Raw genomic sequence first — 25,666 nt, 5'->3', positions numbered from 1 at the left:
CCATGTAAGAGGGGATGCTCGTTCTTAAGCCGTATCCAACAGAGCCTCACTCTCCGCAATGAAAAACGGAGCATGGTATGCGACGCTGGATTACGGCCCCCACTATTAGATCTGCCATAAGCACCTCTGTTATGGCGCTCGCGCTCGGTGTCATCCTCTACGTTGGAATCGCTTTTGCTGATGGCCGAAGACAGGGGAAACAGGATGCTCAAGCACCTGAGCGGGCACGCTACGCCAGCGCAGACCAGGCCCCCTTCTTACGCTTTACCCCAGTAGTTCTAGCAAACGGTAGTAAGCTGACCCTAATCTCGCCCTCGCAGTGGTCGGACCTAGCGGATCAGCTCGTTCAAGCGTTAAACAAAACACACGCTGAATACACCGATTTATTTAGCACAATCCCAGCCTTTAGCAGCTCGATTAGGTTGATGGACGAGACTGCATTCTACGAACTCACCGGGGCGCCAGGCTGGACCAACGCCATGTTCTTTCGTGGACAGATAATCATCCCCCTCTCAAATACTAAACCGGTCGACGTTGAAAACCTGCACCGCTCCGTTAAGCATGAGTTCACGCACGCGGTTCTCTCTGCACTCTCAGAGGGGCAGATTCCTGGTTGGATCGATGAGGGCATCGCGCAGTGGTCCGAGGGCTATGAGAATCCGGCCCTACGCGAGGCGCTGCGTACGTGGCTAAAGTCAAATGAGCCGGTCGCTCTAAGCCTGCTACAGGGGGGCTTTACAAAGCTTAACTCCGACATGGTACCGGCCGCATATGCACAATCACTACTGGCAACAAAGGCGCTAATTCACGCCTTCGGCTTTTCAAAGATCGGTGCCTACCTAGCCCTGCTGCGAACCGGTACAGAGCGCTCGACGGCTTTTAGAGAGGCCTTCGGACTCACCCTTGAGCAGTTCGAAGAGAAACTGGGTGAGAGCCTAAAAACATGGGCAGCGCTACCTGAGCCAGCGGTATAATCAGACATCTCTAATAGCTCTCATACGATCTCATTCTCATTCACCTCCGTTCGGTGTAGTGTTGCCTTTCAGATTAGACAATACGCCTTGAATTATACCTACCAGAAGAGCGCATGATTAACGAACGATTGGAGCTAGAGAAAGGGATTGAGACGTTGGGCCTCTCTGCATCATCAACACAGATAGATGCGTTATTACTCTTCCTTGAGAACCTTGAGCTTACCAACAAGAGCTTTAACCTGACCCGCATTGCGCGTAGCGATTACGTTTCGCTGCATCTGTTGGACTCTCTCGCCACTTTAACGGTCCTAGATAAAGCCGCCAATTTGCGCCTTCTCGATATCGGTACGGGGGCTGGGTTTCCAGGAGTTCCACTTGCTGCGCTACTTCCTGCTAGCTCAATTACCTTGCTTGATGCCACAGCAAAGAAGGTGCGCTTTGCCAGCGAGACCGCGCACGCCTGTGGTATCACTAATGTCTCAGGGATACACGGACGAGCCGAGATGCTGGCACGCACCCCACAACACCGTGAGCGCTATGATCTGGTCACCTCACGCGCGCTAGCGCCCTTCCCGCTCCTGATTGAGCTAATGCTACCGCTAGTAAAGATCGGCGGTCAGGCGATCGCCCTAAAGGGCAGTAGCTTTGAGGCTGAAATCTCAGGTACAGAGGATCTTATTCGAGAGCTTGGTGGAGACGTTCCTCAGGTGCATGCCGTTAAGCTACCGGGAACAGAGATCGTGCGACACTTAATCGTTATCCCGAAAAAGCGCGCAACCCACAAGAAATTTCCCAGAGTTGAATAGCTACGTTACTAAGCCGCCTTAGCAGGCACGAACTCCTCGTTACGACGTGTTCGCGCGCGTGGACGACGACGGTGAATAGCCTTGCGATTTGCTACGCACTGCCCTAGCTCCTCCGAGTCATTCTCGATTGAGGTACGGTGTCCTAAATCATCATTGTTCATTGAACTACTTAACTCAGCGTGCAGGGTCTCAAGAGCTTTCTTCTTTATTCTTGAGATATGACATCGGCTGTATCCAAGCGAGGTAGCGATATCCATAATTTGCTGCTCATGGATAAAGATACGCTTAATAATCTCACGCTCCAATGCGTCCAACTTCTCACAAGCAAGTGAGCTTCTGTCGTTCAACTCCTTGTGCCACAGGACATCGTCCGGCTGTGGGGCCTCTTGGCTAGTTACTGCCTCTGCGATCTCGGCTGAGTTAATGCCTCGTAATTGAAACTCGCCCATCGAATCTCCATCACCCTTCTCAGCAACCTCCCCTCCCTGCTCCCATACGGTTGGAATAGAGCATGCGGCGGCGGCCGTCGTAACTGCTCGAATCAGGTTGCCCTTGAGGTGATAAAAAAGAAAGGTCATAAAGCTTGCGCCCTTATAAGGGTTAAAGCGCTTAACGGCTTCACACAACGAAAGATCTACGATGCTATCGACCTCATCGAGCTCCATGCGAGCGTGCCAACGACGAAGAATACTACGCCCTAACTTTCTGGCCTTGATACGATACTTAATGATCAACGCCTCTTGCTGAAGGGGGGTTGGTGTACCATCTGAATTAGCTTGGGATTTAACTAGCTTAAGAACGCTCTTCTTAGCGGTTTTTTGGGCAATTTTGGCTGCAACAGCTCCGCTGCTATCGCTCTCCTTCGATACCCTGCTTGAAGTTGTTCTCATCTTATTCCTCTCTATATCTAGTTATAGTTAGCTATTCTAAAAACCATCTACATGCCGAAAAATGTGAAACGACATGCTCCCCCCCTCTTCCACCTGAAACACCAAATTGCTTCTAAAAAAAGATAACTATTTGAATGGATTGAATTTTAAGCTATACTGTCCAGATAAGTACTTAAGTTTTATAAGGATTATGGCCGATAGCTCCAAGTGAGAGGTGGAGCTCTGAGATATTCTTAGACCCAATAAATACATGCGGGGGACGGTGTGGGGGAGCGCGTAACTCTTTCCGAAGAGCAGGCTAATGACCTGGTGATCGAGAACCACGGCTGGGCTGAAAGCATCGCCCGAGCTGTGGCGCGCGCCTGGAATATGGACTGGCGACTTGATGGGTTAGACGGTGCTGCTATGGAGGCGCTAATCTTCTGCTCGCGCCGTTTCGATCCAACACGCGGCATTCCCTTTCGAGGCTATGCGCGTAGACGCATCCACGAGGCCTCCACCGATGCCGCCCGCAAATCGAAGGGCTGGAGCCGCAGCACCCCAAATAAGAGCAGCGCCGAGGCGCGTGCCCGAGATATCTCCGCCGAACTGTACGGGGTGTTTCCAGAGATGCGCGAGGGACGTCTACCGATCCGCGAGGGGTCGGGAAACGACGATGGTGATATGAGATCGGCTATTAGAGAGCTGCTCGTGGGCGCCAGCGTCGTTGCGACCAGGCAGGCGATTGCAAACGATCCGTTGCCGGACGATCTACTCGACTACAAACGGATGGTTACTGTTATGGCGGCTTTAGAGCCCTTGCATCAGTGGTTGCTATACCGAGTTTATTGGGATGGCTTATCGCTAAGAACCATCGCAACTGAATGGGATACGGATGGTCTAAACGTCATGCGTGAACACAAGGTTCTGATCGCATACCTACAAAAGAGCCTCGCAATGGGCAAACCTGCCCCCGTCCCGAAGGTTCGTCCAGGTCTTAAAACCTTAATAGCAAGATTTAAACAACCGAACTCTAAGGGCCCCTTTACAGATGTGATAAAGGGTGTGAGTGGATAGAAAATCGCTTATGGGAGAGCTGAAAACATCATGGTAAAAAAGAAGGATGACAAAAAGATAGGCGCTATCAGATCCTCCCAATCAACCAAGGGGGTCAAGGCTACGGAGTCTGTCTCTGAAGTCGACAAGGTCAAGGGCACCGGCTCCGTGCGTGGGGTATCGGGAGTTTCGCGAGTATCAGGAACGGGGGCGCTCGGAGCGATCACCCTTGAGCAGCGCGATAAATTATTGAGCCTAGTCTCGGAGGAGGCGGAGAAGCTAACGGCTCAGGGCGTTATTCCCAAGAGCCAGAGGGAGGTCGTCGAGCAGGCCGTTAAGATGGTTATAGATGCCTCCTTGATCGAAGCATCAAACGACAACAAGAAGCGCTAAGGCTCGCCTGCGTTATGCTGGGAAGAAAAAGTTACTTAGAACCCTCGCCATCGCCAGATTATGGGTGGCTTTGAACAACTTTTCATCAATCCCTATCGGTGGCTTGCTATAGAGCACCTCACGGCACCCATCAGCCTCCTGCGCCAGACAGCTATAGGTCACCAAAGCATCCATCCCTAGCTGTCCAGGTTCCTCTAAGTAGATAGAAGCTATTTTCCGGCACTCATTACGCTGCTCAGGGGTTAATTTATCGCGCAATGCCTGCATTAGAAGCATCCCCTTTGCTATCTTCTCGCCGCTCTCCGATTTCAGTAGCGCTAATAATTTTGGATATCCCTCTGATAAGTTCAGAGATATACCGCACGCAATCGGCCAGATTACTACCTCCGAAAGGTTCTTAAGCGAAACCTTCTCAAGCATACTCCAGCTAGCCTGCGGATCTCTGCGCTCTGCTATAACACAGGGCAATAAGCTAAAGTTGGACAGATGCATCCCCTCCCGCGAGAGCGTTGTTATCAGATCTTTCTTCCAATTCCCATACTCTTCTGAGCTGAGATCCTCAATAGCAGCACGCAGCGACAACGCTGCCAACGCTGCTACCTCACTACTTTTACCAAGATTATACATCTCTGAATCGTGCAACGTGCGCAGTAATTCCCAGTCTGTGGAGGAGAGTCGTGCAGCCACAAAGGCTCTCAACCTCGGATCTTGTGAGATTGCATCCGCATTACTTACCAGCGCCACTCCCAAATCCTCATACAGCTTCTCAACGGTTCTACTGCCCTTTAAGTTCTCCTCTTCAGCTCCCTTAAAGATGCTCAAAGCCTCCGGGATGAGGCTTGTAGCCGCCATCTCAAAGCCGTTTGAGATCATAAATGAGTACCGTCGCACAAATGCGGCTGCCTGTGACAACTCGTTGAAGGGGCTCCCTTCGGAGCTTGGGCGGGGCTGCAACCAGTTAGAATTAACATCCACAAACAACTGAAACTCGGCGGCTATGACCGAAACCTGTTTGCGCGTTCTCTGCTCTGAGATCGCAATCGCATAATCAACGAAGGCCTCATTCAAGTCCTGCTCTGATAATAACGCCTTCCCGGTGATCGGCGAATTATTCGGCTCTTTAGCATGGGGGTCCGTCTGCAAAATCTCAGGCACTACCATCAGTGGCTCTAGCGCCCACTGCCCAAAGATCGATGACTGCGCCTGGCTAAGCTCCGTCAATAACGGTATGTACTCCCTACTAAATCCCCTCTCAAGAGCCAGAGCAACATAACTCTCAACGTCGCTTAGATCTATGTCGATTCGACTAAGAGCCGCCGTGGCTCGCTGGGCCATAACTACAGTTTCAGCCTCAGCACCGAACGGATCCTCCGCAGTGCGGTCAATCAACTTGAGAACGGCACACCGCACTCTGTTTATAATCTCTGTGGGTGCAGGAGAGGCGCTATGCTGACCCAGCGCTATAGCAACCTCAGTTGCGACGTGGAGTATATGTTGATCCTCAGACTCAAAGAGCTTTACCAACACCTCGATCTGAGAGAGCGATCCATCTGCTAGGCCGCCGAATGCATACCGCAGCATATTATCATCGTCTAGCTGCCTAGTTGGCTTCTCAGAGCAACAGCGATACTCGTTGACAACCAGGTTGAACGCCCCTGTAAAGTCATTACAAGACACGGCATTAACCGTTCGATAAAGCACCTCAGAGGGCAGCGTGCCTACCTCATCAATTCGATCTCTGATCAATGTGTGCGTATCCAATACCCTCTGCAGACTATCAAGGGTCGGCGCGTATCTGGCAAACAGTTCGAGACAGCTCCAATATGCGGGTTCAAGCTGATTGCCGTTATTAACTGAGATCGACAGATCTTGATACACTCGTGCATCGAGTGCGCCCTTTATCCCGTTGTGCAATTCAACGCTATTTGAGGACACCGCAAGCACGCCGCTTAACATCTCATAGGAAATATCTCTTCCATACTCAGCATCCACACCCTTGTAAGCAAGCAGCTTGGAGGCAACATCAACCAAAGCTGGCATACAAACACCGAAGTGCGGGCCGACCCCACGGTGCAACATCTTACAGAAGGCGTCACCAAGCGTTAACAGCGGGCTGAGGTCGCTCGTAGCACGAGTAATCTCAGTCAGACGTTCTGGTGTAATCGGCCCCTTGTTACGCTCCTTGTCCAGCCTTATTTTGATAGCACTATCAGGAAACTCAGAAAGGCAGTTATAGAGCGCCCTTATTGATGGTGATTCTATAATATCCGACCGTCTCGTGAAGCTCTGATCATCGAACCGCGGCCCGCGATCAGGCTCATTTTGTGGAAAATTTGGACTTGGCATCTTGAGTCTTCATGTAGCGCAGTTTTATAGCCGGGGAAAGATGTTTCGCAATTGATTGTGCCACCTTTTCTGATTACGACTATTACGATCAGCTTAGGGGGATCCATCTGGCTCATACCGGCTCTTATTCGCCGATCTGAAATGCTCTTTCGCCATTGCCGCCCGTTCGAGTACTGTAATTGTGTATGGATATGATTCCTCAACCACCTACAAACCCATCGGATCCCCACCACAAGGCGCTGCACATCAACCTGGACGCTTCGCGCTACGGCACGATTGCCGAGATCGGAGCCGGCCAGGAGGTCGCAAGTTGGTTTTTCCGGGTAGGGGCTGCTTCAGGCACGATCGCCAAATCTATGTCGGCCTACGATCAGACCGTGAGTGATAGTATCTACGGTCGAGCTGGGCGTTACGTCTCTAAGGAACGCCTAATAGCGATGTTGGATCATGAATATCTCCTCCTAATTGAGCGTCTTGAGAAGAGCCTCGGTAGCGAGACCGGATTCTTTGCCTTCGCTGATACCGTCTCGACCATAAATTTTGCCGGCACCAATGAGAGCCACGGCTGGATGGGAATTCGCTTTCAACCTAGTCCAAAAGCTAGCCCCTGCCAGATCCTCCTGCATGTGAATATGGCCGATACAGATAGTGCTCGGCAATCCGAAGCGCTAGGCATTCTGGGGGTCAACCTGACCTACGGCGCATTCTATCTGCACAACGATATAGACAAATTGCTGCTCGGCCTCATGGACTCCCTCTCGCGTGAGCGTATTGATGTCGACTATATCGAATTAACGGGCCCACTCTTTGCACACCTCGATCACCGTCTTTTGACGGTAGCCTTGCTACGCAAGGGCCTCGCCAACGCCATCCTCTTTAACTCACAGCAGGAGCCCCTACCCCCAACTGAGTTCTTCCATAAGCGGCCAATACTGCTAGAGCGTGGGTCCTTCCGAGCCCTACACCATATGTTCCCCGACCTAGCAGAGCGCTGCAACCAACGTCTGCAGGCCATCGATGGCAAGACTGAGAAGGCGGCTGCCTATGTGCTCGAGATCTCGTTAAACAACATCTTGAGAGCACAACAATCAACCGATGAAGAGGTGCTAGACGTAGTTGAGCAGCTCTGCAAGCAGAATCACAACATACTAGTCAGCACCTACTCTCAATTCTTTCACCTGACTCAATATCTGCGTCGTTACTCCAGCTCTCCGATCGGATTCGTTGTAAGCGCCGCACTCCTACCCCTGCTGCTTGAGGACGATCGCTATGCCTTGCTTAAGGGCGGCGTCCTCGAAGCATCCGCCAGGCTATTTCAGCAACAGGTGCATCTCCTCGTTTATCCCGTTGAATCGCAGTTATTTAGTTTTTATCTAGATCTTATCAAGTTCGACACCTCTCGTATAAAGTTTCCTAAATCAGGGATGGTGCGCGCCAAGAACCTCGGGCTCGGATACGTTAACCAGTACCTCTATCAGTTCCTAGTTGAGTCGAACATTATCGTTGATATCGAGGTTGATGAGTCCGCCGCTATGCCACGCAGCGCTGCATAGCAATCAGCTCCAATTAAACTGCATACGCTTAGCGTATCGGAGCCGTAAAGTTAACGCTGGAGCTCGAGCTGGTCTTACCAAGAACCACCTTGGGCTTCTTGAGGGAGATCTCAACCTTGTACGCAACGGTATAGGCTCCACCTGGCGTAAGATTTCTTAGTGCGATACGATTTTTCCTAGATCGCACGCTATTTGAGCGCCCCGGCGAAAGCGATATCTGCTGCGAGTCCTGCGTAGCAGCAGAGCCCTGACTCTCTAAGCCCGTATATGTAACGAGAAAGGTCTTAATGCGGTTCTTTTTATCCATGAGCGCGCGCTTAGCCTGCTGCTTTGAAAGACCGAATTTTCGCCGCAACATAGCTATGGATCTGGCAAGCTGCGCAGGACTAAGCTCCACCGCCTGCTTTGGCAATACGATCACAACCTGGCTATCCTTAAATTCAACCTCTGGGGGTGCAAGCGCATTACCATCGGAGCCTTTGTAGAAATAGGCCCGACCCTCATTAGTCTCGCCATTTTCGTAGCCATCCGCCCCTACAATTAGATCTGAGAATCCATCCCCATTTAAGTCTCCGGCGTTGGCGATATCAGCGCCGTAATATGCCTCTTTTTGATCAGACTCCCCTATCCATGCGGCGCTAGTTGAGAGCCCAGAGCTGGAACCAAGATACACGTAGACCCTACCCTCATTACTCTCTCCATTATCGTAAAAGAACGCCCCTACAGCGATATCCGAGAATCCATCCCTGTTAAGATCTCCAGCATCGGAAACCTTCCGGCCGTAGTAAGCATTAGCTTGATTCGACTCTGCGGTCCAAGCGGCTGTTGTTAAAAGTCCGCTTGCGCTACCTAGGTAAAGATAGGCCCTGCCCTCATTGCTCTCACCGTTACTGTAGCCCTGCGCCCCCACGATAACATCCGAGTACCCATCCCCGTTAATATCTCCGGCCTTGGAGACGCTCCGGCCAAAATAGCCATTAACCTGATCCGACTCTGCGGTCCAAGTGGCGCTGGATGAGAGCCCCATTGAGCTGCCTAGATAGAGGTAGACCATGCCCTGATCGTTACTACCATTATCGTAGCTCTGCGCCCCAATAATAACATCTGAGTATCCATCTTTATTAACGTCTCCCGCGCTAGAAACGCTTAGGCCATATTCTGCTGAGGCTTGCTGCGATTCACCGATCCATTCGGCACTGGATGAAACCCCAATTGAGCTACCTAGGTAAAGGTAGGCCCTACCTTCATCAGCCTCACCGTTGTCGTAGAAACTGGCCCCAATAATAATATCTGAATATCCATCCCCGTTAACATCTCCGGCGCTGGCGACGCTAACACCCAACCAGGCACCAGCTTGATTCGACTCAACGGTCCAGGACGGGGCCTCTGAGGGCCCAGAGGCGGAGCCAAGATATACATAGACTCGCCCCTCAGTGATCTCTCCATTATCGTATAAAGGGGCCCCCACAATAATGTCTGAGAAACCATCCCCGTTAAGATCTCCAGCTCCGGCAACGCTATAGCCGAACCAGGCACCGGCTTGATTCGACTCTGCGGTCCAGAGGGGAGTGGTTGAGAGCCCCGTCGAGGCCCCTAGGTAAAGGTACACCCTGCCCTCAGAGCTAGCTCCATTACTGTAGTTATAAGCTCCGATAAGAGCATCTGTATATCCATCTCCGTTAACATCTCCGGCACCGGCAACGCTATAACCGAACTGAGCGCTAACCTGATTCGACTCAGCGCTCCATGCTGGGGATGATGCTAAGGGGTCGACCGTTATTGGATAGAGCGCCTCTCTATCATCGATATGAATATGGAGCTCATCGCTGCGCTTAGTTTTAGTTTTAGTTTTTGTTGCGACGTATGAGAGCCAGCTAGGAAGAGTTTTACCGCTAGCATCAACGACCTTTAAGCCTGCGTACTGAAACACTTCGGTGCCGTTCTTGGTAAATCCGATCTTATCTTTAGTAGGATTAAGCACCGTAAGATCGGTCTTAATATCTCCCACTATAACCAATTCGCCCTTATTAGTGGTGTGCGGACGCTCCTTAATCTCAAAGCCCTGCTCGATGCCCTGTTTAGAGTTTTTGTACCATTCGGTGACTGCATTCGGATAATTAAGATAAACGGTCGTGTTCTCGTCATGGATCGAGGGTGCTGCGCGCTTTGTGCTCGCTGCACCCCGTGTAATAGCTAGGAACCTGTAGCGCCAATACCAAGCTGGAGCGTGCCGCTCTTTTTTTGTTAGCTCCTGCTTATGCTTACTTAGATCTTTATGGTCTACTGTAAGGGGGCGTGGCACGATCTCCCATCCATCCTTACTAACAAAGGAGCTGAGCCCCTGTGCGTAGTTTGTAATATGCCACTTAGGCTCTCTGAGCTGTTCGCCCTTGATGCCAACCATCTGCCTACTAGGGATGTACTGTTCAGCTTCTAGCTTTGTTTGTATAGTTGCTAGCCAATTACCCTCCGGCTTGACCTCCAGGGGGGCTTCCGCAAAGGCGCGCTGTGAAGAGAAACTGAGGGTAAAAAGGCAGGGCGAAACCAGCGGAGCCATAGATGCTCCGAGTATTACGATCCAAGCCCTTAAGTTATGCCGCATACATCTCTCTCGCTGCTGTCGGCCCACTATATCATTGTACAGTATCGACAAGAGCTTGCTATAACTTGAGTTCTTTCGTAACTATTTACCCCCCCCCTTAATTCTCGTGCCGCGCGCCCGGATTTAACACCTCACCTTTATCGGTGATGCACAACTTATCCATCTTATACTTAAGAATTCGCCGAGTAATTCCAAGCATCTCGGCAGCCCGTGTCTGAACGAAGTTAGCTCGTTTAAGCGCGCGCAGGATCATCTCGGTCTCAAATAATCGCTCGGCCTCCTCAAAGCCCAGGCTTGGAGCAGCTCCTCCTGTCAGCGTTGGAACTTCAACTGTGCTGTGGTTTTTCAGCCGGATCGGTAGATGCGCAAGCTCTACATGGTCCTGTGGGCACAGTGCCAGCAGGCTCTCAACAACGTTCTCAAGTTCACGCACATTTCCAGGCCATGCATATGACGAGAGTCCCACGCACGCCTCCTCTGAGAACGTCAGGATACGCCCACCGTATGCCCTCGATAATTTTTCAATAAAGTGCGCAGTTAATCCGAGAATGTCATCAACTCGGTCGCGTAGTGGCGGCAACGCGATGTTAATTACATTGATGCGGTAAAAGAGATCCTGGCGAAACGTCTTGGCTTTAATCAACTCCTCAAGATGCTTATTTGTGGCCGTAATAACTCGCACATTTATCTGAATCGGCTTTGCGCGTCCAACGCGGTAGAACTCCTGCTCCTGCAGAAATCGCAATAATTTAACCTGAACCGCTAGGCTCAGCTCACCGATCTCATCAAGAAAAAGGGTTCCGCGATCTGCAAGCTCAAATTGCCCCAAGCGCCTTTCGATTGCATGAGTAAAAGCCCCCTTCTCATGCCCGAAGAGCTCAGACTCTATTAAGCTCTCTGGGATCGCTGCACAGTTTATGGCTACAAACGGTCCGTTACGCCGAGGGCTGCGCTCATGTAGCTGCCGAGCTATTAACTCTTTGCCGGTTCCCGATTCGCCGCTAATAAGAACTGTGCTCTCACGACGCGCAACCTGCTCTACCATGGCAAAGACCGCCGCCATGCTAGACGATCGACCAACCATTGGCCCGAAATCCGCTGCTATATTGAATGCTCGTCGCGAAGGCACTGGCACTGGCTCTTTTTCATCCTCGACTACCTGTGACGGACCATCAAGAATGACCGAGATACTTGTTTTAAGCTCTTCGATATCAAATGGCTTGTTAATGAAATCGTGCGCTCCGTTCTTGATAGCATGCACGATATTCTTAACAGTTGAGCCCCCCGTTAACACTATGATCGGCACATTAGAGGCACGCTCCTTAAGTCGCCGCATGACCTCTACCCCATCCATCTTAGGGATCTTCATATCAAGCAAGATTAAATCTGGAAGCTCCAACTCGCACATCCCCAGCGCCTCCTCTCCATCAACTGCGCTGCTCACATCGAAGTTGGCTCTGAGTATCAGACTTAAGGATTGGCAGATTGATGGTTCATCATCAACGATCAGGATCTTTCGACGCCGCTCTTGCATTTAAACCTTTTCCGCAAAAAAACCTTCCCTGAGGCTTCGCACCCCCAGGCCACAACATGTAGGGATTAGGATGCCTCAACTTACAGAATTGTGAAAAAAACTTATCGAGAGCACTAACTTATTCGATTTCAGTTAGTTATGGCTTACCTCCCAGGGCGCCGCACTACCCCGTTGTCCGGAGTCCGGATGCAATTGCGTTTGTTACGAGCAGCAGCGTTGAGAGATCCTCCTGCCTAGCATCCCTTCTATAGCTCTTAAGAAGCTCAACCTGCGCCTGATGCAGCTCTTTTAGGGGCGGCTCTCGAAGAGCCAAGGTCTTGAACATACGGGGTCTGCGTTCTGCAAATGGACTAGATAGAAGTTCTGCCATAAGCAAGCGACTTCTATTAAACTCGGCGAGGATCCCCTCCAAAAACTGATCACGTCTATGTTGGTCATCACACAACGTGGCGTACATCCGCATAATCTCCTCACTTGCGCTATAGAGCGAGGTCTCAATATTGAGAAAGAGATAGTAGGCGGGCGCCCAACGAGCGCCGGAACTCTTGAGTTCGTCCCACAACGCTGGGTAATCAGCTCTTAAGCGCTGTAGCGCTGTACCCACTCCGAACCATCCAGAGAGGAGAAATCGCGACTGATTCCAGGCGAACACCCACGGGATCGCTCTCAGATCCTCAAGCGAGTTAGCCCCGCTACGCCGCGCTGGCCGTGAGCCAATTTTACTCTGCTCAATAACGTCCACTGGGGTTACTTTACGAAAGAACTCCCCGAAACCGTCCTGCGTCACTAGTTCGCGATATGAGTTGCAACTCCACAGAGCTAGGTGCTCAAGGGTAGCCTCGATGTGTTTCGGCTGAGGTGTGCTGCTTACAAGGGATGCCTGCCTGATTGTACCAGCGAGCAATACCTCCAGATTATATGATGCCGTAAGTAAGTTGGCATATTTCTGCGAGATAGTCTCTCCCTGCTCAGTAACCTTAATCCCATGGCGAACTGCGTTAGGTGGTAGAGCTCCAAGAAATCTGTCTGTTGGCCCAGCTCCTCGGCTGATCGTGCCACCTCGGCCGTGAAAGAATCTAAGTGCTATACCGTACTGCTCTCCAACTAAGATTAGTCCCTGCTGCGCCTTATAAAGACCCCAAAAGCTCGCAATAATCCCGCCATCTTTATTGCTGTCGCTATAGCCGATCATACAATCCTGCGGGGTGTTAAGGGTCTCTATTGAACGACATGCATTCGAGGTGCCTAAATATTCCCTCAGGATTGCATCACTGTTTTTAAGATCATCTATCGTCTCAAAAAGCGGCACTACCGGTAACGGCATCGTGACTAAACCATCCTCAAATTTCGCAAGCCCACCCTCGCGAGCGAGCAAGAATACAGAAAAAAGATCTTCCGCCGAACGTGTCATGCTTACGATTATAGAGCCGAATCCCTCAAAGCCACACCGTGCGCCGTGCTCCTGTACAACTTTACAAAGAGCTCTAACTTGATCGGCCTCTGCCCCAGCAAATGCCCACGCATCGATAAAGGTCTTAGGCTCACGCAGCTCCGTTCGAATGAGATCTGCGCGCGACACTGGCGAGCGTGTCTCCCAAGCTCCTCCATGACGTGCACTGGCCTGCACGAACTGGCCGAGCGCTTTTTCAAAAACAGCGCTGTTCTGGCGGATATCGAGCTTAGCGAGATGGAACCCAAAGGTATGCGCGATCTGAATTACTGGATAGACATCTTCAAATGAGAGGCGCTTAGCTCCGATCTCGTGCAGTCCCTCTGCCAGCAACTCCAGATCGCGTACCAGCTCCGATGCGACGGGATAATCAGACGCACTACATTCATCTGCACGCTTCGGTATTCGTAGCGATACGAGATTAAGAAATTGCCGCCACGGTTCTCCAGTATTCCTATTAAGGGCGTTACTGGATTCAGCGCCGCAGATAACTTTCAACTCCTCCATACGGCACAGCAACTTGCTAGGAAGGGGATATTCAGCGCTCAGGCTTAGTAATCCGGCGAGTCTAGAGAGCTCTCTATGCTGCAAATCTAGCGCAGTTTGACGTAGGGTTATCAGGGTCTCGCGAGTAACCTCGGCTGTAACAAATGGATGCCCATCCCGATCTCCCCCTACCCAGTTACCAAACGAGAGTCCAGGAAATACCGGCCCCGGCGCTAGCTTTTCGGCTGGGAGCCCCTCCCTACTCCAGGCACGCATGAATCTTCTTACCATCAACACCAATACTTCGGGAAATACCGTACCGAGGTAATGCACGACATTTCGTAGTTCAGAGAGGATCTCAGGCCGGGTTATATAAACCTCCCCGGTACGATAGAGCCGCTCCATATGGGCCTTGATCTCATCACGGATAGCTGTTCGCTCAGAAGAGGAATACATCTGATTCTCAAGTCGCACCTGGAGTAGATAGAGCTGTCGATAGTGCGCAAGAACGGTCGCACGCTTGGCCTCGGTCGGATGCGCAGTTAGCGCTGGCTCAACGCGAGCACCCCTGATGCGCTCCAATATCTGATCGGCTGAAAGGCTCACCTTTAGGGTCGGAAGCACCTCGCGCCACCTGCCCTTTTCTATCCTCGAGGTGCTTCCATCCACCTCCCGTCGTCTGCTTTGATTTGCTGTATTTTCCTCAACCATGTTGAGGATCTGAAATGCTAGTGAGTATACATGCACAGCTTGGCTGGAGAGTGTTCCAGCATGCTTCCTCTCGGATGACCAGGGCACCAGTCGGGCGAGATCCTCTTCACCGAGCTCGCGTAAGGTCTCTACGAGACAATCGACCATAAAAGAGAGGTCGCTATCCCACTTTTTAAATTCGATCTGATATTCAGGCATAGCCTCACTATTAATTCGCTACTCTACGCCGCTAACTCCAATCCAACACGCTCATACCAGTACTGATAAATATCTGCTAAGGATTGCTCAAATGGGATAATGGGCTGCCACCCTACTACAGATTTAGCACGCTCGTAGCTTGTATAGAGTTCAGGGACCTCGGGACCTCGCATACGAGCGGGGTCCTGCTGCACCTCAACCTTAAGTTCAGATACCGCTATAAGACCATCAAGCAGCGCTTGAATCGAGCGTGACTCACCTGCACCGAGATTAAATACCCCACCTTTGCTGTGCGCGAGCAATCTATAGGCCCGTACGATATCGCGCACATCTGAGAAGTCACGCCGCGCTTCAAGGTTTCCAACCTGCAACACGGCTGGGGCCCTGCCGTGGGCGATACGCGCTAGCTGATAGGCGAAGTTGCTGGCAACGAAACGTGAATCCTGACCAGGCCCGATATGATTAAAAGGTCTAGCGATCGTGCAACGAAGCGCACCCTGCCGTGCATAGCGCTCAACAACGAGCTCCGCCATACGTTTGCTTAAGCTATAATTATTTGCAGGACGAAGCGGCGTATCCTCCTTAATCGGCAATTCCGCTGGCTTTATCTGCCCATACACCTCAGCAGAGCTAACAAACAGAACCGAGATCTCCTTTGAAAGTAGGTGCGCTTGCCTTAATACGTTCGCCGTACCTGCCACGTTAACGCGCAACGTACGCTCGAAATCGCTTTCCGCTTCGGGAACGAAGGATATCCCAGCAAGGTGATAAATAACCTGTGGCTTGCTGCGCTGAATAAGCTCGCCAGTTGAAAGAGCGTCAGTTATATCAACTTTAAAGGTGGTATCTGGCAGCAACTCAACAGATTCGCTGAGCGTTCCTGCATACACCTCGTCCCCCTGCTCCAGGAGATGTTTTACGAGGTAATTGCCGACAAATCCGGCTGCTCCTATCACTAGTGCGCGCATCGTTTACTTGAAAATGCAGCGACTATCGCTCGTGTGATAAACGCTCGATATCAGCGTCTACCATCATGCGAATCATCTGCTGAAAGCTGACAGTTGGGGTCCAGCCAAGCTGCTTCTTAGCCTTTGATGGATCTCCAATCAAAAGATCTACCTCAGCCGGGCGAATAAAGGCCTTATCAAGCTTAACTGAGCTCTGCCACTCTAGTCCTGCCTGCTCAAAGGCTACCTCAACCAGCTCCTGTACGGAGTGTGCCTCACCGGTTGCGATAACGTAATCATCTGGAGAGTCCTGTTGCAACATAAGCCACATAGCCTGCACATAATCGCCCGCAAAGCCCCAATCTCTACGAGCATCGAGATTGCCCAGTCTGAGCTCCTTTGCCAGCCCCAACTTAATGCGCGCAACACCATCAGTTACCTTGCGAGTTACGAACTCAAGTCCACGTCGTGGTGACTCGTGATTAAAAAGAATACCGGACACCGCGAAGAGATCGTAGCTCTCACGATAATTGACGGTGATATAGTGTCCGTACGCCTTTGCAACACCGTATGGCGAGCGTGGATAGAACGGGGTGAGCTCAGTCTGTGGGGTCTCCCTAACCTTGCCGTACATCTCAGAGCTAGAGGCCTGGTAGAACTTGATCTTAGGATCAACCAATCTGATCGACTCAAGCATGCGAGTTACGCCGATCGCTGTAAATTCCGCGGTAAGAACCGGCTGTGCCCAGCTAGTTGGAACGAAGCTCTGTGCTGCCAAATTGTAGACCTCTGTTGGCTGCGAGATCTTAAGCGCTGAGATTAGTGAGTATTGATCCAACAGGTCGCCCTGGATTAAGTGTACTCTATCTATAATATGCGAAATACGCTCATGCTTTTCCATCGAGGATCGGCGCACCATGCCGTAAACTTTGTATCCTTTCTCCAATAAGAATTCAGCCAAGTATGATCCATCTTGGCCAGTAATTCCGGTGATAAGCGCTACTTTATTCGTCATAATACCTCACGTTAAATCAAAGCGTCCACGTCGCTTTAGTTCCTCAACAATTTTGCGAACATCCTGGACATGTTCATGGGATACGACAAGGATGGCATCTCCAGAGTCGATTACGATAACGTCCTTTAGTCCAACAACGGCCACAAGCCGACCGTCCGACTTTATAACACAACCGTTACTATCGATCACGACCGCTTCACCTTTTATCAGGTTACCGTCACAATCGCGCTCGAAGCTCTCTGCCCACTGGTCCCAGGAGCCAACATCGCTCCATCCAAAACCGTCAGCATCAATTACTAAGCAATTTTTAGCATGCTCTAACACCCCGAAATCTATCGATATTGTCTCAAATTCTTTGAAAATTGTCGCTATTTTGGCTACTGACTTGAGCGGTCCATCTCTCTCCAATATCCCTTTTATCTGCAACAATCCTTCAGACATCTGTGGTAGATGGGTTTGAAAAGCCTCTAGAATCGCGCTGGCACGCCACACGAACATACCGGAGTTCCAGCAGTAGCCCCCCGCCTCAACGTACTTCTGAGCACGCTCAAAACTTGGTTTTTCAAAGAATCGCTCAACCATGAAGGTGCGTCCGCTAATACCCTTGCCCTTCTTAATATAGCCGTATCCAGTATGCGGATGTGTCGGCGGAATTCCTATGGTAACAAGAACATCATTTTCACGTGCCTGGTTAATGCCCTCTTGAAGCGCCTTGCGCAATCGCTCATCGTCCTTAATGGCGTGATCTGCTGGCAGGACGAGCAAAACCGGATCGCTGTTGGGTTTCTCTACAAGGGCGTGCACCGCAGCAAGCCCAATACAAGCCGCTGTATTCTTTGCCATCGGCTCACAGATAACCTTTACACCGGGGAGCTGCTCATGAATCACAGGCTCAAGTAGCGCATTAGCTACTATACGAACGTTACTCTCACCAACAAGGGGGGTTACACGTCGTACAGTTGCCTGAATAAGGCTCTCCCCCGTATCTCCGATAGATAGAAACTGTTTAGGAAAGGCGCTGCGACTAAGTGGCCAGAAGCGGCTTCCCTGCCCCCCAGCCAGTACCATTGCTAATGTTTCAGAGCGATCTGCTGCCACCATACCCTCCGATTATACAACCCCGATCTCTTGCAAATACCGACTGAGCCCCTCGCGCCACGAGATCGGAGATCTTCCTAATAACGAAGAAACTAGGGTGGTATCGAACGCTGAGTAGGTAGGCCTAGGCGCGGGCCTATTAAGCTCCTGTGCGGTTATCTTTTCAAGCTTTGCAAGTGGCTTGCCCTCGAAGTATGTGCGGGAAACCAGTTGGATTTCCGTGGCGAATTCAAACCAGGAAACAGCACCATCACAGGATGCATGCACAACTCCTCCAACCGGCATACGAGCTAAGTCAAGGATCACCTCCGCTAGCCAACCGGCCCACGTTGGAGAGACCCATTGATCGTCCACTATCCTCAGGTGATTCCGTTCAGGAAAGAACTTCAACATGCTTTGCGCAAAGTTGATGCCCTTTTGTCCAAACAACGCCTGGGTCCTAAGGATCAGTCCCCGTTCACCCAATGCACTTGCGACCCGTTGCTCCCCCTCCAATTTTGAGCGCCCATATATACTCAATGGATTTACAGCATCGCTCTCTTTCAGCGCACGCCCCAGGGCACCATCAAAGACATAATCAGTGGAGATATGAATCATCCGGCAATCGATCTTTGCGCATGCCTCGGCTATGTGACCGGCACCATCACGATTAATCAGAAACGCTTTCTCCTGCTCGTGCTCAGCCTTATCGACCGCTGTGTACGCTGCGCAATTAATCACCACCGAAGGTTTGAGAGAGGAGAGCAGCCTTTGAACCTGTTCGCGATCGGTAATATCGAGTTCAGCCGTGACTGGAGAGACAAGTTCGAACTCAAGATCGCGTGCGCGCTTCTTAAGCTCAAATCCAAGTTGACCACTTCCACCAAAAAGCAGAATCTTCACACGCCTCTCCTTGACTGCAGCAAACCATATGTATAACAGATGGCAGATGTCCGAAGCGTTACTGAGTAACGCCACCACCCTGTGAAATACCCCCTAACCCACCAAAAGTAAAGGAGAATAGGATCTGTTTATTATCCGGGTTTACCCTTTGGGTTATCCCCATATCGAAGGCCCAACACTTACATGAGTTCATGAAACGGATCAGCCCGCGGCTTTCAATCATCTCTTGGTTCTCCGCATCATAGCGCCCATAGAGCCCAGCTCGCAGCTGCTCAACAAGCTTTATCTCTCCGTTAAGTTCAAGCTGATTCGTTGAATCTGCTATATAGGTATAGCGTGCCCGTAATGCATCTTCACGGTCGTCCCTTATTCCTAGGTTTAGAGCGTAGCTAGAGAACGAGCCATCCTGCGCATGATAATTAGTCTGAAATCCCGTGGATAGGTAGTACGAGGGCGAGAGAACCACCGCTGCATTAATATCGGAGAATGGATCTAGGGTTGGATCATCCTTCTGTTGGGCGATCATATTGTCATAGGTCTGCCGCACAGAGAACATTGCTAGCTCCCGTATCTCGCCCTCTCTGGTATCAATCATCGAAGCGGGAGAGATAATCATTCCACGACCGAACTCAAGTAAGGAGTCAGATAAATCAAACATAGGTAGTGTACTAGCAGACGAAGCAAGCTCCTCTACCTCTCGAAGGCGCTCGTATGGCTCCTGAAAGCGGCCATAGAGGCGCGAAGTAACGCCATACGAAAAGAGGCTACGCTCTCTAAAACGATCTGAAGCATCGTAGAGTGGGTTGTTCTGCTGATCCACCCCGGGGATATATGTGTATCCAACCGTCGGCTCAATCGTATGTTTTAACCGCACTAACTCTGAACCCTGATTACGTGCTCCAAAAGCGGCCAGATTAGAGAACCAATTATCACGATCCAAGCCATAGATTCGCTCCATTGCCGTTCCCATACTGTAGCTCACTATTGGCAACGTTCTGCTCATGCTGCTATCAAGCTCAGTCGAACCATCCGGTAGCGGCGTAGCGTTAGCTGGTAGCGTCGTCTCACTCATATCATACTGAGTTTGATGCAATTGAACGGAGAACTGTCCACGCAGATAGTTTTTTACGTGAAATGGGATCGAAGCTTTCGGGTTAAGATCTAATCTAAGCCCATCATAACCATCCTGTCGGACAAAATCTGTTCCAACGGCGCTAACCTCCGTAACAACCTTTAGGCCAAACTGATTCGCTCCCCACGGTCTAAATGTCTCGCCGGTCGATGCTGCAAGATCAGGTAGCCGCTGAAACTGCAGATCTTGCGGGGTAATCAACATCTGATTGTACTCTGCACGCGCCTCGGTATTCAAAAACGAGAAGGCTCTACCTCGAGCCACTGCGGTCGAGGTAAGGAATTGAGACTGTACTGAGCCGATCATTGGTGCTGGAATTTCTCGCAGAAAAAGATTATCGCTTGTGTATCGGCCATCTACGATTAATTCGAGTGTAGATTCAGATTTCGGGTCAGCGCGCCACCGTTGCTTATAGAAACCTGCGGTTCGGTTTGTATCGATGGTCGGATCGGCTAGACCAGTAATATTCAAACCGCGCAAACTATCTCCGCGCATGGACTCATTCGAGTAGATAAATCCAGCATCCAGCCTGCTTGTAGTAGAGAATCTCTTCTCAAAGATGATTTCAGATCCAACCCGTGAACTCGATGCGAGAAATGGATTCAACATAAAGCCGGTAGAGTCATCTACATCTAGAAAGATCGGCTGTTTGTACAAAAATCCATTCTGGTTGCTGTATCCTACCTGCGGCGCAAGCATTCCCGAGGCCCTCTCGCTCTTGACTGGGAAGGGAAGATACGGCGAATAAAAGATCGGCATACCCTCCAACCACATGGCTGAGTCGTACGAGTGGGCATAGCCCTCCTGCGTTATGGCGCACGAATCGGAACGGATCTCCCAGGGACGGCTACCATCGAGACAGCTGCACGATGTCACGGAGGAGTCTTCTAGCTCAAATTCAAACTCCGATATCTTGCGCGCTTGCTTCGCCCGGATATTAAATCCGCTCTCTTCAATATCAAATTCAAGATCCGAGAACTGCCCGGTCTCGTTTGGAACATTAACATGCGCCGAGGTAGCAGAGAGAACTCCGCTCGATGTCGTCATAAGCACGTTGCCTACGACGTCCCCCTCCTTGGTTCTGAGATTGAACGTTCCCTCATCGGCCTGAACCTGCACCCCCCCCTCTGCTATGGAGATTCCACCCTTGCCTGTTACCTCGTTCTTTTCACGATTAAACTCAATTGAGGGCGCTTGAAAGTCGAGGCCCTGTGCGGGCTTTGCAGCAGGAACGAGGGATTGTTTAAGTGCCTTCTGCTGCGCAGCTCTATACTGCGGAGAATCGCTCCCAAAGATAGCGGATCTGTTCGGCGTCATTGGCTGAGATTGCGCTAGTAGCGGATGAATGAGCAATCCGCACACCGCTGTCAACGTAAGCACTCGCGAGGTTAGCCCACTAAGCGATCGTTCTTTATATATAAGGCCGCTCCGGTGCTTCATCCTTATCTTGTGACCAGTACCGTTATATGAGACATGCCAAAGCACCCTCTATGTCGACGCTTTTCTAGACAATAGGCTTGAATCTAGCGGGGCTTGCACCGCAACGAAAGGGGGCTTCGTAATCTTAGCGGTTATATTCCAAAGCCAAAGTTACGCAATATCACGCCAAGCTCATCTCGCATCGCTGTGCGCGAGACGATCCTGTCTAACATTCCGTGCTCAAGCAGGAATTCAGAGCGCTGGAACCCCTCCGGAAGCTTCTGCTTAAGTGTACCCTCAATTACACGTGGGCCGGCGAATCCGATCAATGCATCTGGCTCGGCGATAATGACATCTCCGAGCATAGCAAGAGAGGCTGCAACGCCCCCAGTGGTAGGATCCGTCAGGATTGAGATGTACGGGATATGATTCTTTCCTAGCTGTGCTAGCGCAGCACTTACCTTTGCCATCTGCATAAGGGAGAAAAGCCCCTCCTGCATGCGCGCGCCACCTGACGCCGATATGATAATTACGGGTCGACGCTCATCACGACCGAGCTCAATCAGCCGCGCTAACTTCTCTCCTACGACAGACCCCATACTGCCGCCCATAAAGGAGGAGTCAAAGGTACCCAACATAACCGGTATATTGAGAATACGAGCACGACCGGTAACCACGGCCTCTATCGATCCGGTCTTTTTTTCCGTGTCCTTAAGCCTATCCTTATACCTCTTCTTGTCCTTGAAATTCAGTGGATCAACTGAGCGTAAATTAGCATCGATCTCAAGAAACGAGTGCCTGTCGACCAATATCGGAATACGTTGGCGCGCTGTTAAGCGAAAATGATGCGAGCATTTTGGACATACTCCGAAGGCCCTGCGCAGGTCCTTAGTGTAAAGGATAGCCTCGCACTTTGGACACTTGGTCCAGATATCATCAGGTAACTGCAGCGGCTCTGATACCTCGCCTGCCTGTTTCGGTGCTTTGCTACGTGTAAACCAACCCATGAGTTATCACATCCATTTTTTGTTACGCCTACGTAACGGTAGCAGATATTGCCAACTCGATGCAACGTTACCAAACTATAGGCATTTACAGGGGGGAGTACCCTTTATAACATCCCATAAATAGCTGGCCTCATCCCGTTAACTTAGGCACAATTCAGATATGACCAATCCATCAGTTCGAGAGATCTCCTCCTTTCTAGATACAGAGCTTAAGCACGCTGACTACACCAAAGACGCCTCACTAAACGGCCTGCAGATTGAAAGCGGCGCCAGCTCGGTACAAAAAATAGGCTTTGCGGTCGATGCGGGGCTCTCTGTCGCACAAAGCGCCATCGAACAGCGCTGCCAGCTCCTTGTGGTTCATCACGGGGTGCTGTGGGGAGAGAATGCTCCGATCACTGGCCCATGGGCTCGCAAGCTTGAGCTATTTCTCAGCCGTGGGCTCTCGCTCTACGCTAGCCACCTGCCGCTAGATGGACATCTAGTTCATGGGAACGCTGCCCAGATCGCCCTGCTCCTCAGCCTCTCAGATGTCTCACAGTGCTTCGAATACGGAGGAGCCCCTATCGGTGTACGTGGCTCGCTATCATCTCCACAAAGTATAGAGCAGATTGCAGCAACTCTCTCCTCTACCGAAGGTGCTCTGCAGCCACCGCTACTCCTCCCCTTCGGACAACGAGAGATCCGGAGTATCGGAATCGCAACAGGTGCAGGGACGGGCGTGATTCCGGACTGCGCAGCACTCGGTATAGATCTCCTTATTACGGGAGAGCCGAAGCAAGCCGCGTATCACATGGCTAAGGAATATGAGTGCTCGGTCCTCTGTATCGGCCACTATGCAAGCGAGACCTTCGGTATTCGGGCCCTAGAGCGTGTACTTGCACAGAGATTTAATGTACAAACTGTGTGGATAAGTGAACCAACAGGAATCTAGGGTATGCGGCAGTTAGGCGATCTGAATTGTAAAGGAAAAAGAGTTCTCATTAGAGCGGATCTGAACGTACCGCTTAACGAAAAATTAGAGATAACGGACGACAACCGTATCAAGCAATTCCTTCCGACGCTACAAGCCGTTCTCTCTCAAGGTGGTCGAGCTATAATAATGTCCCACCTTGGCGAGCCTACAGGCGTTGATGCGGCGTTATCGCTCAAGCCAGTTGCCGCACGCCTTGCAGAGCTGCTCTCTACTGATATCATATCTGCACCGGACTGCATCGGTCCTGACGTAACTAAGCTTGTTGCCGAGCTCAAGGATGGGCAGGTGCTGCTGCTAGAGAACCTTCGTTTTCAGGCGGGTGAGAAAAAAAATGATCCTGGATTTGCCGCTCAACTTGCCAAGCTAGGTGATGTTTTTATTAGTGATGCTTTCGCAACTGCCCACAGATCACATGCTTCAATAGTTGGTGTTCCGAAGCTCTTTAAAGAAAAGTCTGCCGGGCTCCTAATGCAAAAGGAGATCGACTACTACAAGCAGGCGCTTGAGAAACCAAGGAAGCCTTTGTGCGTTGTAATCGGAGGCTCTAAGGTTTCAAGCAAACTTACCGCTCTCGTTAACCTAGCTTCAAAAGCCGATACACTTATTATCGGTGGCGCCATGGCTAACACCTTTCTAGCGGCGCAGGGTCTGCAGGTAGGAAGATCTCTCTTTGAGTCGGATCTCGCTGGCAAGGCGCTTGAACTACTTGGCACCCTCGCTCGTCGCGGCTGCAGAGTGTACCTTCCAGTCGACGTAATCGTTGCTCCATCCCTTAACAGCAAGGGGTTTGGTCGCGCAGTTCCGGTACAGGAGATTCCAGCGGATACGATGGCGCTCGATATCGGCCCGGCGACCAGTCTACTTTACCGTGAGGCGTTACACTCAGCCGAGACGATCGTATGGAACGGTCCTATGGGCGCCTACGAGAACGAGGACTTTGCAAAGGGCACGCACGATATGTGCGAATCGATCGCCAACTCACACGGCATGACCGTCGTTGGCGGCGGCGATACAGATGCCGCAATTCATCATATGCAGCTTGCGCATAAATTCAGCTTTATCTCGACTGCAGGGGGAGCCTTCCTAGCGCTGCTAGAAGGTAATTCATTACCAGGCATAAAGGCGCTAGAATAAAGCAGCGTTGGAGTTAGTCTAACTTTTCAGCCCTACCGCATTTCAACAAGTTGCGCTCATTCTAGCGTGCCAACTTCTCTATAATAGGCGCTTCTTAAATATTTCCCTTATTGCTGTCATAATCGTGCTATATCAATTTGCATTCTAGTGCCGAGGGGCTGGCCATGCGCTCTACCTTTCGGCTCCGTCGTTTAACCTTATTTAGGCGCGGATCTGATGTATGTCTAAAGGAAAGCAGGTATCCACCTTTAGTAGCGCCGTAGCTGCGGAGTCATTACGCCTGGATTCTCTACAATCTAATAACGATTCCTGCGACAGCACTGCGAATATATTTGAGCGCACACAGCACAAAGAGGTCCTCTCGCAACAACACACCCAGAAACGTCGGCGATTATCATCTCAAGACTTTCGAAGCCTGGTCGCCATCAGCTCTGCCGATATGGTCTGCTTTGAATTTGCTAGACCTATACCGTGCAGCTTAAATCCACAGGACTTAGTAGAACGGATCTATACCACTCCATCTAGCTGCCTTGAAGCGAGCCTTGCCTTTGCACTCGCACGTGGTTTTGAAACGGTTGATGATGTTATCGATCTTCCTCTCGTTCAATTACTGCCCCTTGCCCACGGGTACGAAGAGCTGTTTAGGCGTTGGCACGGGCTCTCTCTCTCTGGACAGGGGTTTGAGGTCTCGCTAAAAACCGCGGATGGCCAAGACCTAATTGTGCAGGCCGTTATGTACGGCAAGATCGCAGATGATCATCTGACAAGGGTCTGGCTTATTCTTCGAGACGTTACTGCTCAAACTCGCACCTTACAGGCGCTCTCACAGTATGCAAAGGTGGCGCTAGTTGGGCAGTTCTCTGCCGGAATGTCGCACGATCTTAATAACCACTTAACCGCTATACGGTGTCAACTTGAGATCGCAACCTCCTTGACTCCTCCGGACTCTCCGGCCCTTGAATCACTCTCTGCCGCACTACAGGCCGTCGATGGGTGTCATCATATGGGACAACAGCTCATGATGGTTGGACGTGGAGGCAATTTCAAGCCGGGTCCGATTAAAATCCTACAGGTTATT

General features: G+C 51.0%; 19 protein-coding genes. 8 read left to right on the top strand and 11 right to left on the bottom strand.

Annotated features, from left to right (window positions below; translation table 11 throughout):
* The first annotated feature begins 77 nt into the window (after positions 1-77).
* The gene (locus NTV65_03100) at positions 78-974 is read left to right on the top strand and encodes a hypothetical protein (protein ID MCX6114191.1); all 897 of its coding nucleotides are present in this window, start codon (positions 78-80) and stop codon (positions 972-974) included.
* Between the two features lie 113 nt (positions 975-1,087).
* Positions 1,088-1,780, top strand: a complete 693-nt coding sequence (gene rsmG, locus NTV65_03095) for a 16S rRNA (guanine(527)-N(7))-methyltransferase RsmG (GenBank protein MCX6114190.1) — start codon at positions 1,088-1,090, stop codon at positions 1,778-1,780.
* 8 nt (positions 1,781-1,788) lie between these two features.
* On the opposite strand, the gene NTV65_03090 is transcribed toward rsmG, so the two are convergent.
* Positions 1,789-2,670 (bottom strand): sigma-70 family RNA polymerase sigma factor, encoded by an 882-nt coding sequence (locus NTV65_03090; GenBank protein ID MCX6114189.1) that lies wholly within the window; start codon positions 2,668-2,670, stop codon positions 1,789-1,791.
* A gap of 264 nt (positions 2,671-2,934) precedes the next feature.
* On the opposite strand from NTV65_03090, the gene NTV65_03085 reads away from it, so the two are divergent.
* A complete protein-coding gene (locus tag NTV65_03085; protein ID MCX6114188.1) occupies positions 2,935-3,726 on the top strand; it encodes a hypothetical protein in 792 nt (263 codons plus the stop codon).
* 30 nt (positions 3,727-3,756) lie between these two features.
* Complete coding sequence (locus NTV65_03080; protein MCX6114187.1) at positions 3,757-4,098, top strand: hypothetical protein; 342 nt, start codon at positions 3,757-3,759, stop codon at positions 4,096-4,098.
* A 12-nt stretch (positions 4,099-4,110) separates the two neighbouring features.
* Here the strand turns inward: NTV65_03080 and NTV65_03075 are convergent, their stop codons facing one another.
* Positions 4,111-6,444, bottom strand: a complete 2,334-nt coding sequence (locus NTV65_03075; GenBank protein ID MCX6114186.1) for a hypothetical protein — start codon at positions 6,442-6,444, stop codon at positions 4,111-4,113.
* Between the two features lie 191 nt (positions 6,445-6,635).
* Between NTV65_03075 and NTV65_03070 the strand changes: the two genes are divergently transcribed.
* A complete protein-coding gene (locus NTV65_03070; protein ID MCX6114185.1) occupies positions 6,636-7,997 on the top strand; it encodes a TonB-dependent receptor in 1,362 nt (453 codons plus the stop codon).
* Between the two features lie 28 nt (positions 7,998-8,025).
* Here NTV65_03070 and NTV65_03065 read toward each other — a convergent pair whose 3' ends face one another.
* The 9 genes from NTV65_03065 to accD form a co-directional block, all read right to left on the bottom strand.
* Positions 8,026-10,599 carry an integrin alpha gene (locus NTV65_03065; protein ID MCX6114184.1) on the bottom strand — a complete coding sequence of 858 codons (2,574 nt, stop codon included), beginning with the start codon at positions 10,597-10,599 and terminating at the stop codon, positions 8,026-8,028.
* A gap of 97 nt (positions 10,600-10,696) precedes the next feature.
* Positions 10,697-12,133, bottom strand: a complete 1,437-nt coding sequence (locus NTV65_03060) for a sigma-54 dependent transcriptional regulator (GenBank protein MCX6114183.1) — start codon at positions 12,131-12,133, stop codon at positions 10,697-10,699.
* 163 nt (positions 12,134-12,296) lie between these two features.
* Complete coding sequence (locus NTV65_03055; protein MCX6114182.1) at positions 12,297-14,978, bottom strand: phosphoenolpyruvate carboxylase; 2,682 nt, start codon at positions 14,976-14,978, stop codon at positions 12,297-12,299.
* Positions 14,979-15,001: 23 nt separating this feature from the next.
* Positions 15,002-15,946 (bottom strand): GDP-mannose 4,6-dehydratase, encoded by a 945-nt coding sequence (locus tag NTV65_03050; GenBank protein MCX6114181.1) that lies wholly within the window; start codon positions 15,944-15,946, stop codon positions 15,002-15,004.
* 22 nt (positions 15,947-15,968) lie between these two features.
* A complete protein-coding gene (gene gmd, locus NTV65_03045; protein MCX6114180.1) occupies positions 15,969-16,940 on the bottom strand; it encodes a GDP-mannose 4,6-dehydratase in 972 nt (323 codons plus the stop codon).
* Between the two features lie 6 nt (positions 16,941-16,946).
* A complete protein-coding gene (locus tag NTV65_03040) occupies positions 16,947-18,041 on the bottom strand; it encodes a mannose-1-phosphate guanylyltransferase (GenBank protein ID MCX6114179.1) in 1,095 nt (364 codons plus the stop codon).
* Positions 18,042-18,050: 9 nt separating this feature from the next.
* Complete coding sequence (gene rfbD, locus NTV65_03035; GenBank protein MCX6114178.1) at positions 18,051-18,920, bottom strand: dTDP-4-dehydrorhamnose reductase; 870 nt, start codon at positions 18,918-18,920, stop codon at positions 18,051-18,053.
* A 58-nt stretch (positions 18,921-18,978) separates the two neighbouring features.
* On the bottom strand, positions 18,979-21,492 hold the full coding sequence (lptD, locus tag NTV65_03030) for an LPS assembly protein LptD (GenBank protein MCX6114177.1): 2,514 nt from the start codon (positions 21,490-21,492) through the stop codon (positions 18,979-18,981).
* 131 nt (positions 21,493-21,623) lie between these two features.
* Positions 21,624-22,478, bottom strand: coding sequence for an acetyl-CoA carboxylase, carboxyltransferase subunit beta (gene accD / locus NTV65_03025; protein MCX6114176.1), 855 nt, complete (start codon positions 22,476-22,478; stop codon positions 21,624-21,626).
* Between the two features lie 160 nt (positions 22,479-22,638).
* Between accD and NTV65_03020 the strand changes: the two genes are divergently transcribed.
* From NTV65_03020 to NTV65_03010, 3 genes are all read left to right on the top strand, one after another.
* Positions 22,639-23,412, top strand: a complete 774-nt coding sequence (locus NTV65_03020; GenBank protein ID MCX6114175.1) for a Nif3-like dinuclear metal center hexameric protein — start codon at positions 22,639-22,641, stop codon at positions 23,410-23,412.
* 3 nt (positions 23,413-23,415) lie between these two features.
* The gene (locus NTV65_03015; protein MCX6114174.1) at positions 23,416-24,588 is read left to right on the top strand and encodes a phosphoglycerate kinase; all 1,173 of its coding nucleotides are present in this window, start codon (positions 23,416-23,418) and stop codon (positions 24,586-24,588) included.
* Positions 24,589-24,808: 220 nt separating this feature from the next.
* On the top strand, positions 24,809-25,666 hold an 858-nt coding region (locus tag NTV65_03010), incomplete at its 3' end, for a hypothetical protein (GenBank protein ID MCX6114173.1).

Source organism: Pseudomonadota bacterium, from assembly GCA_026390555.1.
Lineage (GTDB): Bacteria > Bdellovibrionota_C > UBA2361 > UBA2361 > OMII01 > OMII01.
The sequence above is the reverse complement of the archived record's forward strand: the minus strand, read 5'-3'. Positions and strand labels throughout refer to the sequence as shown.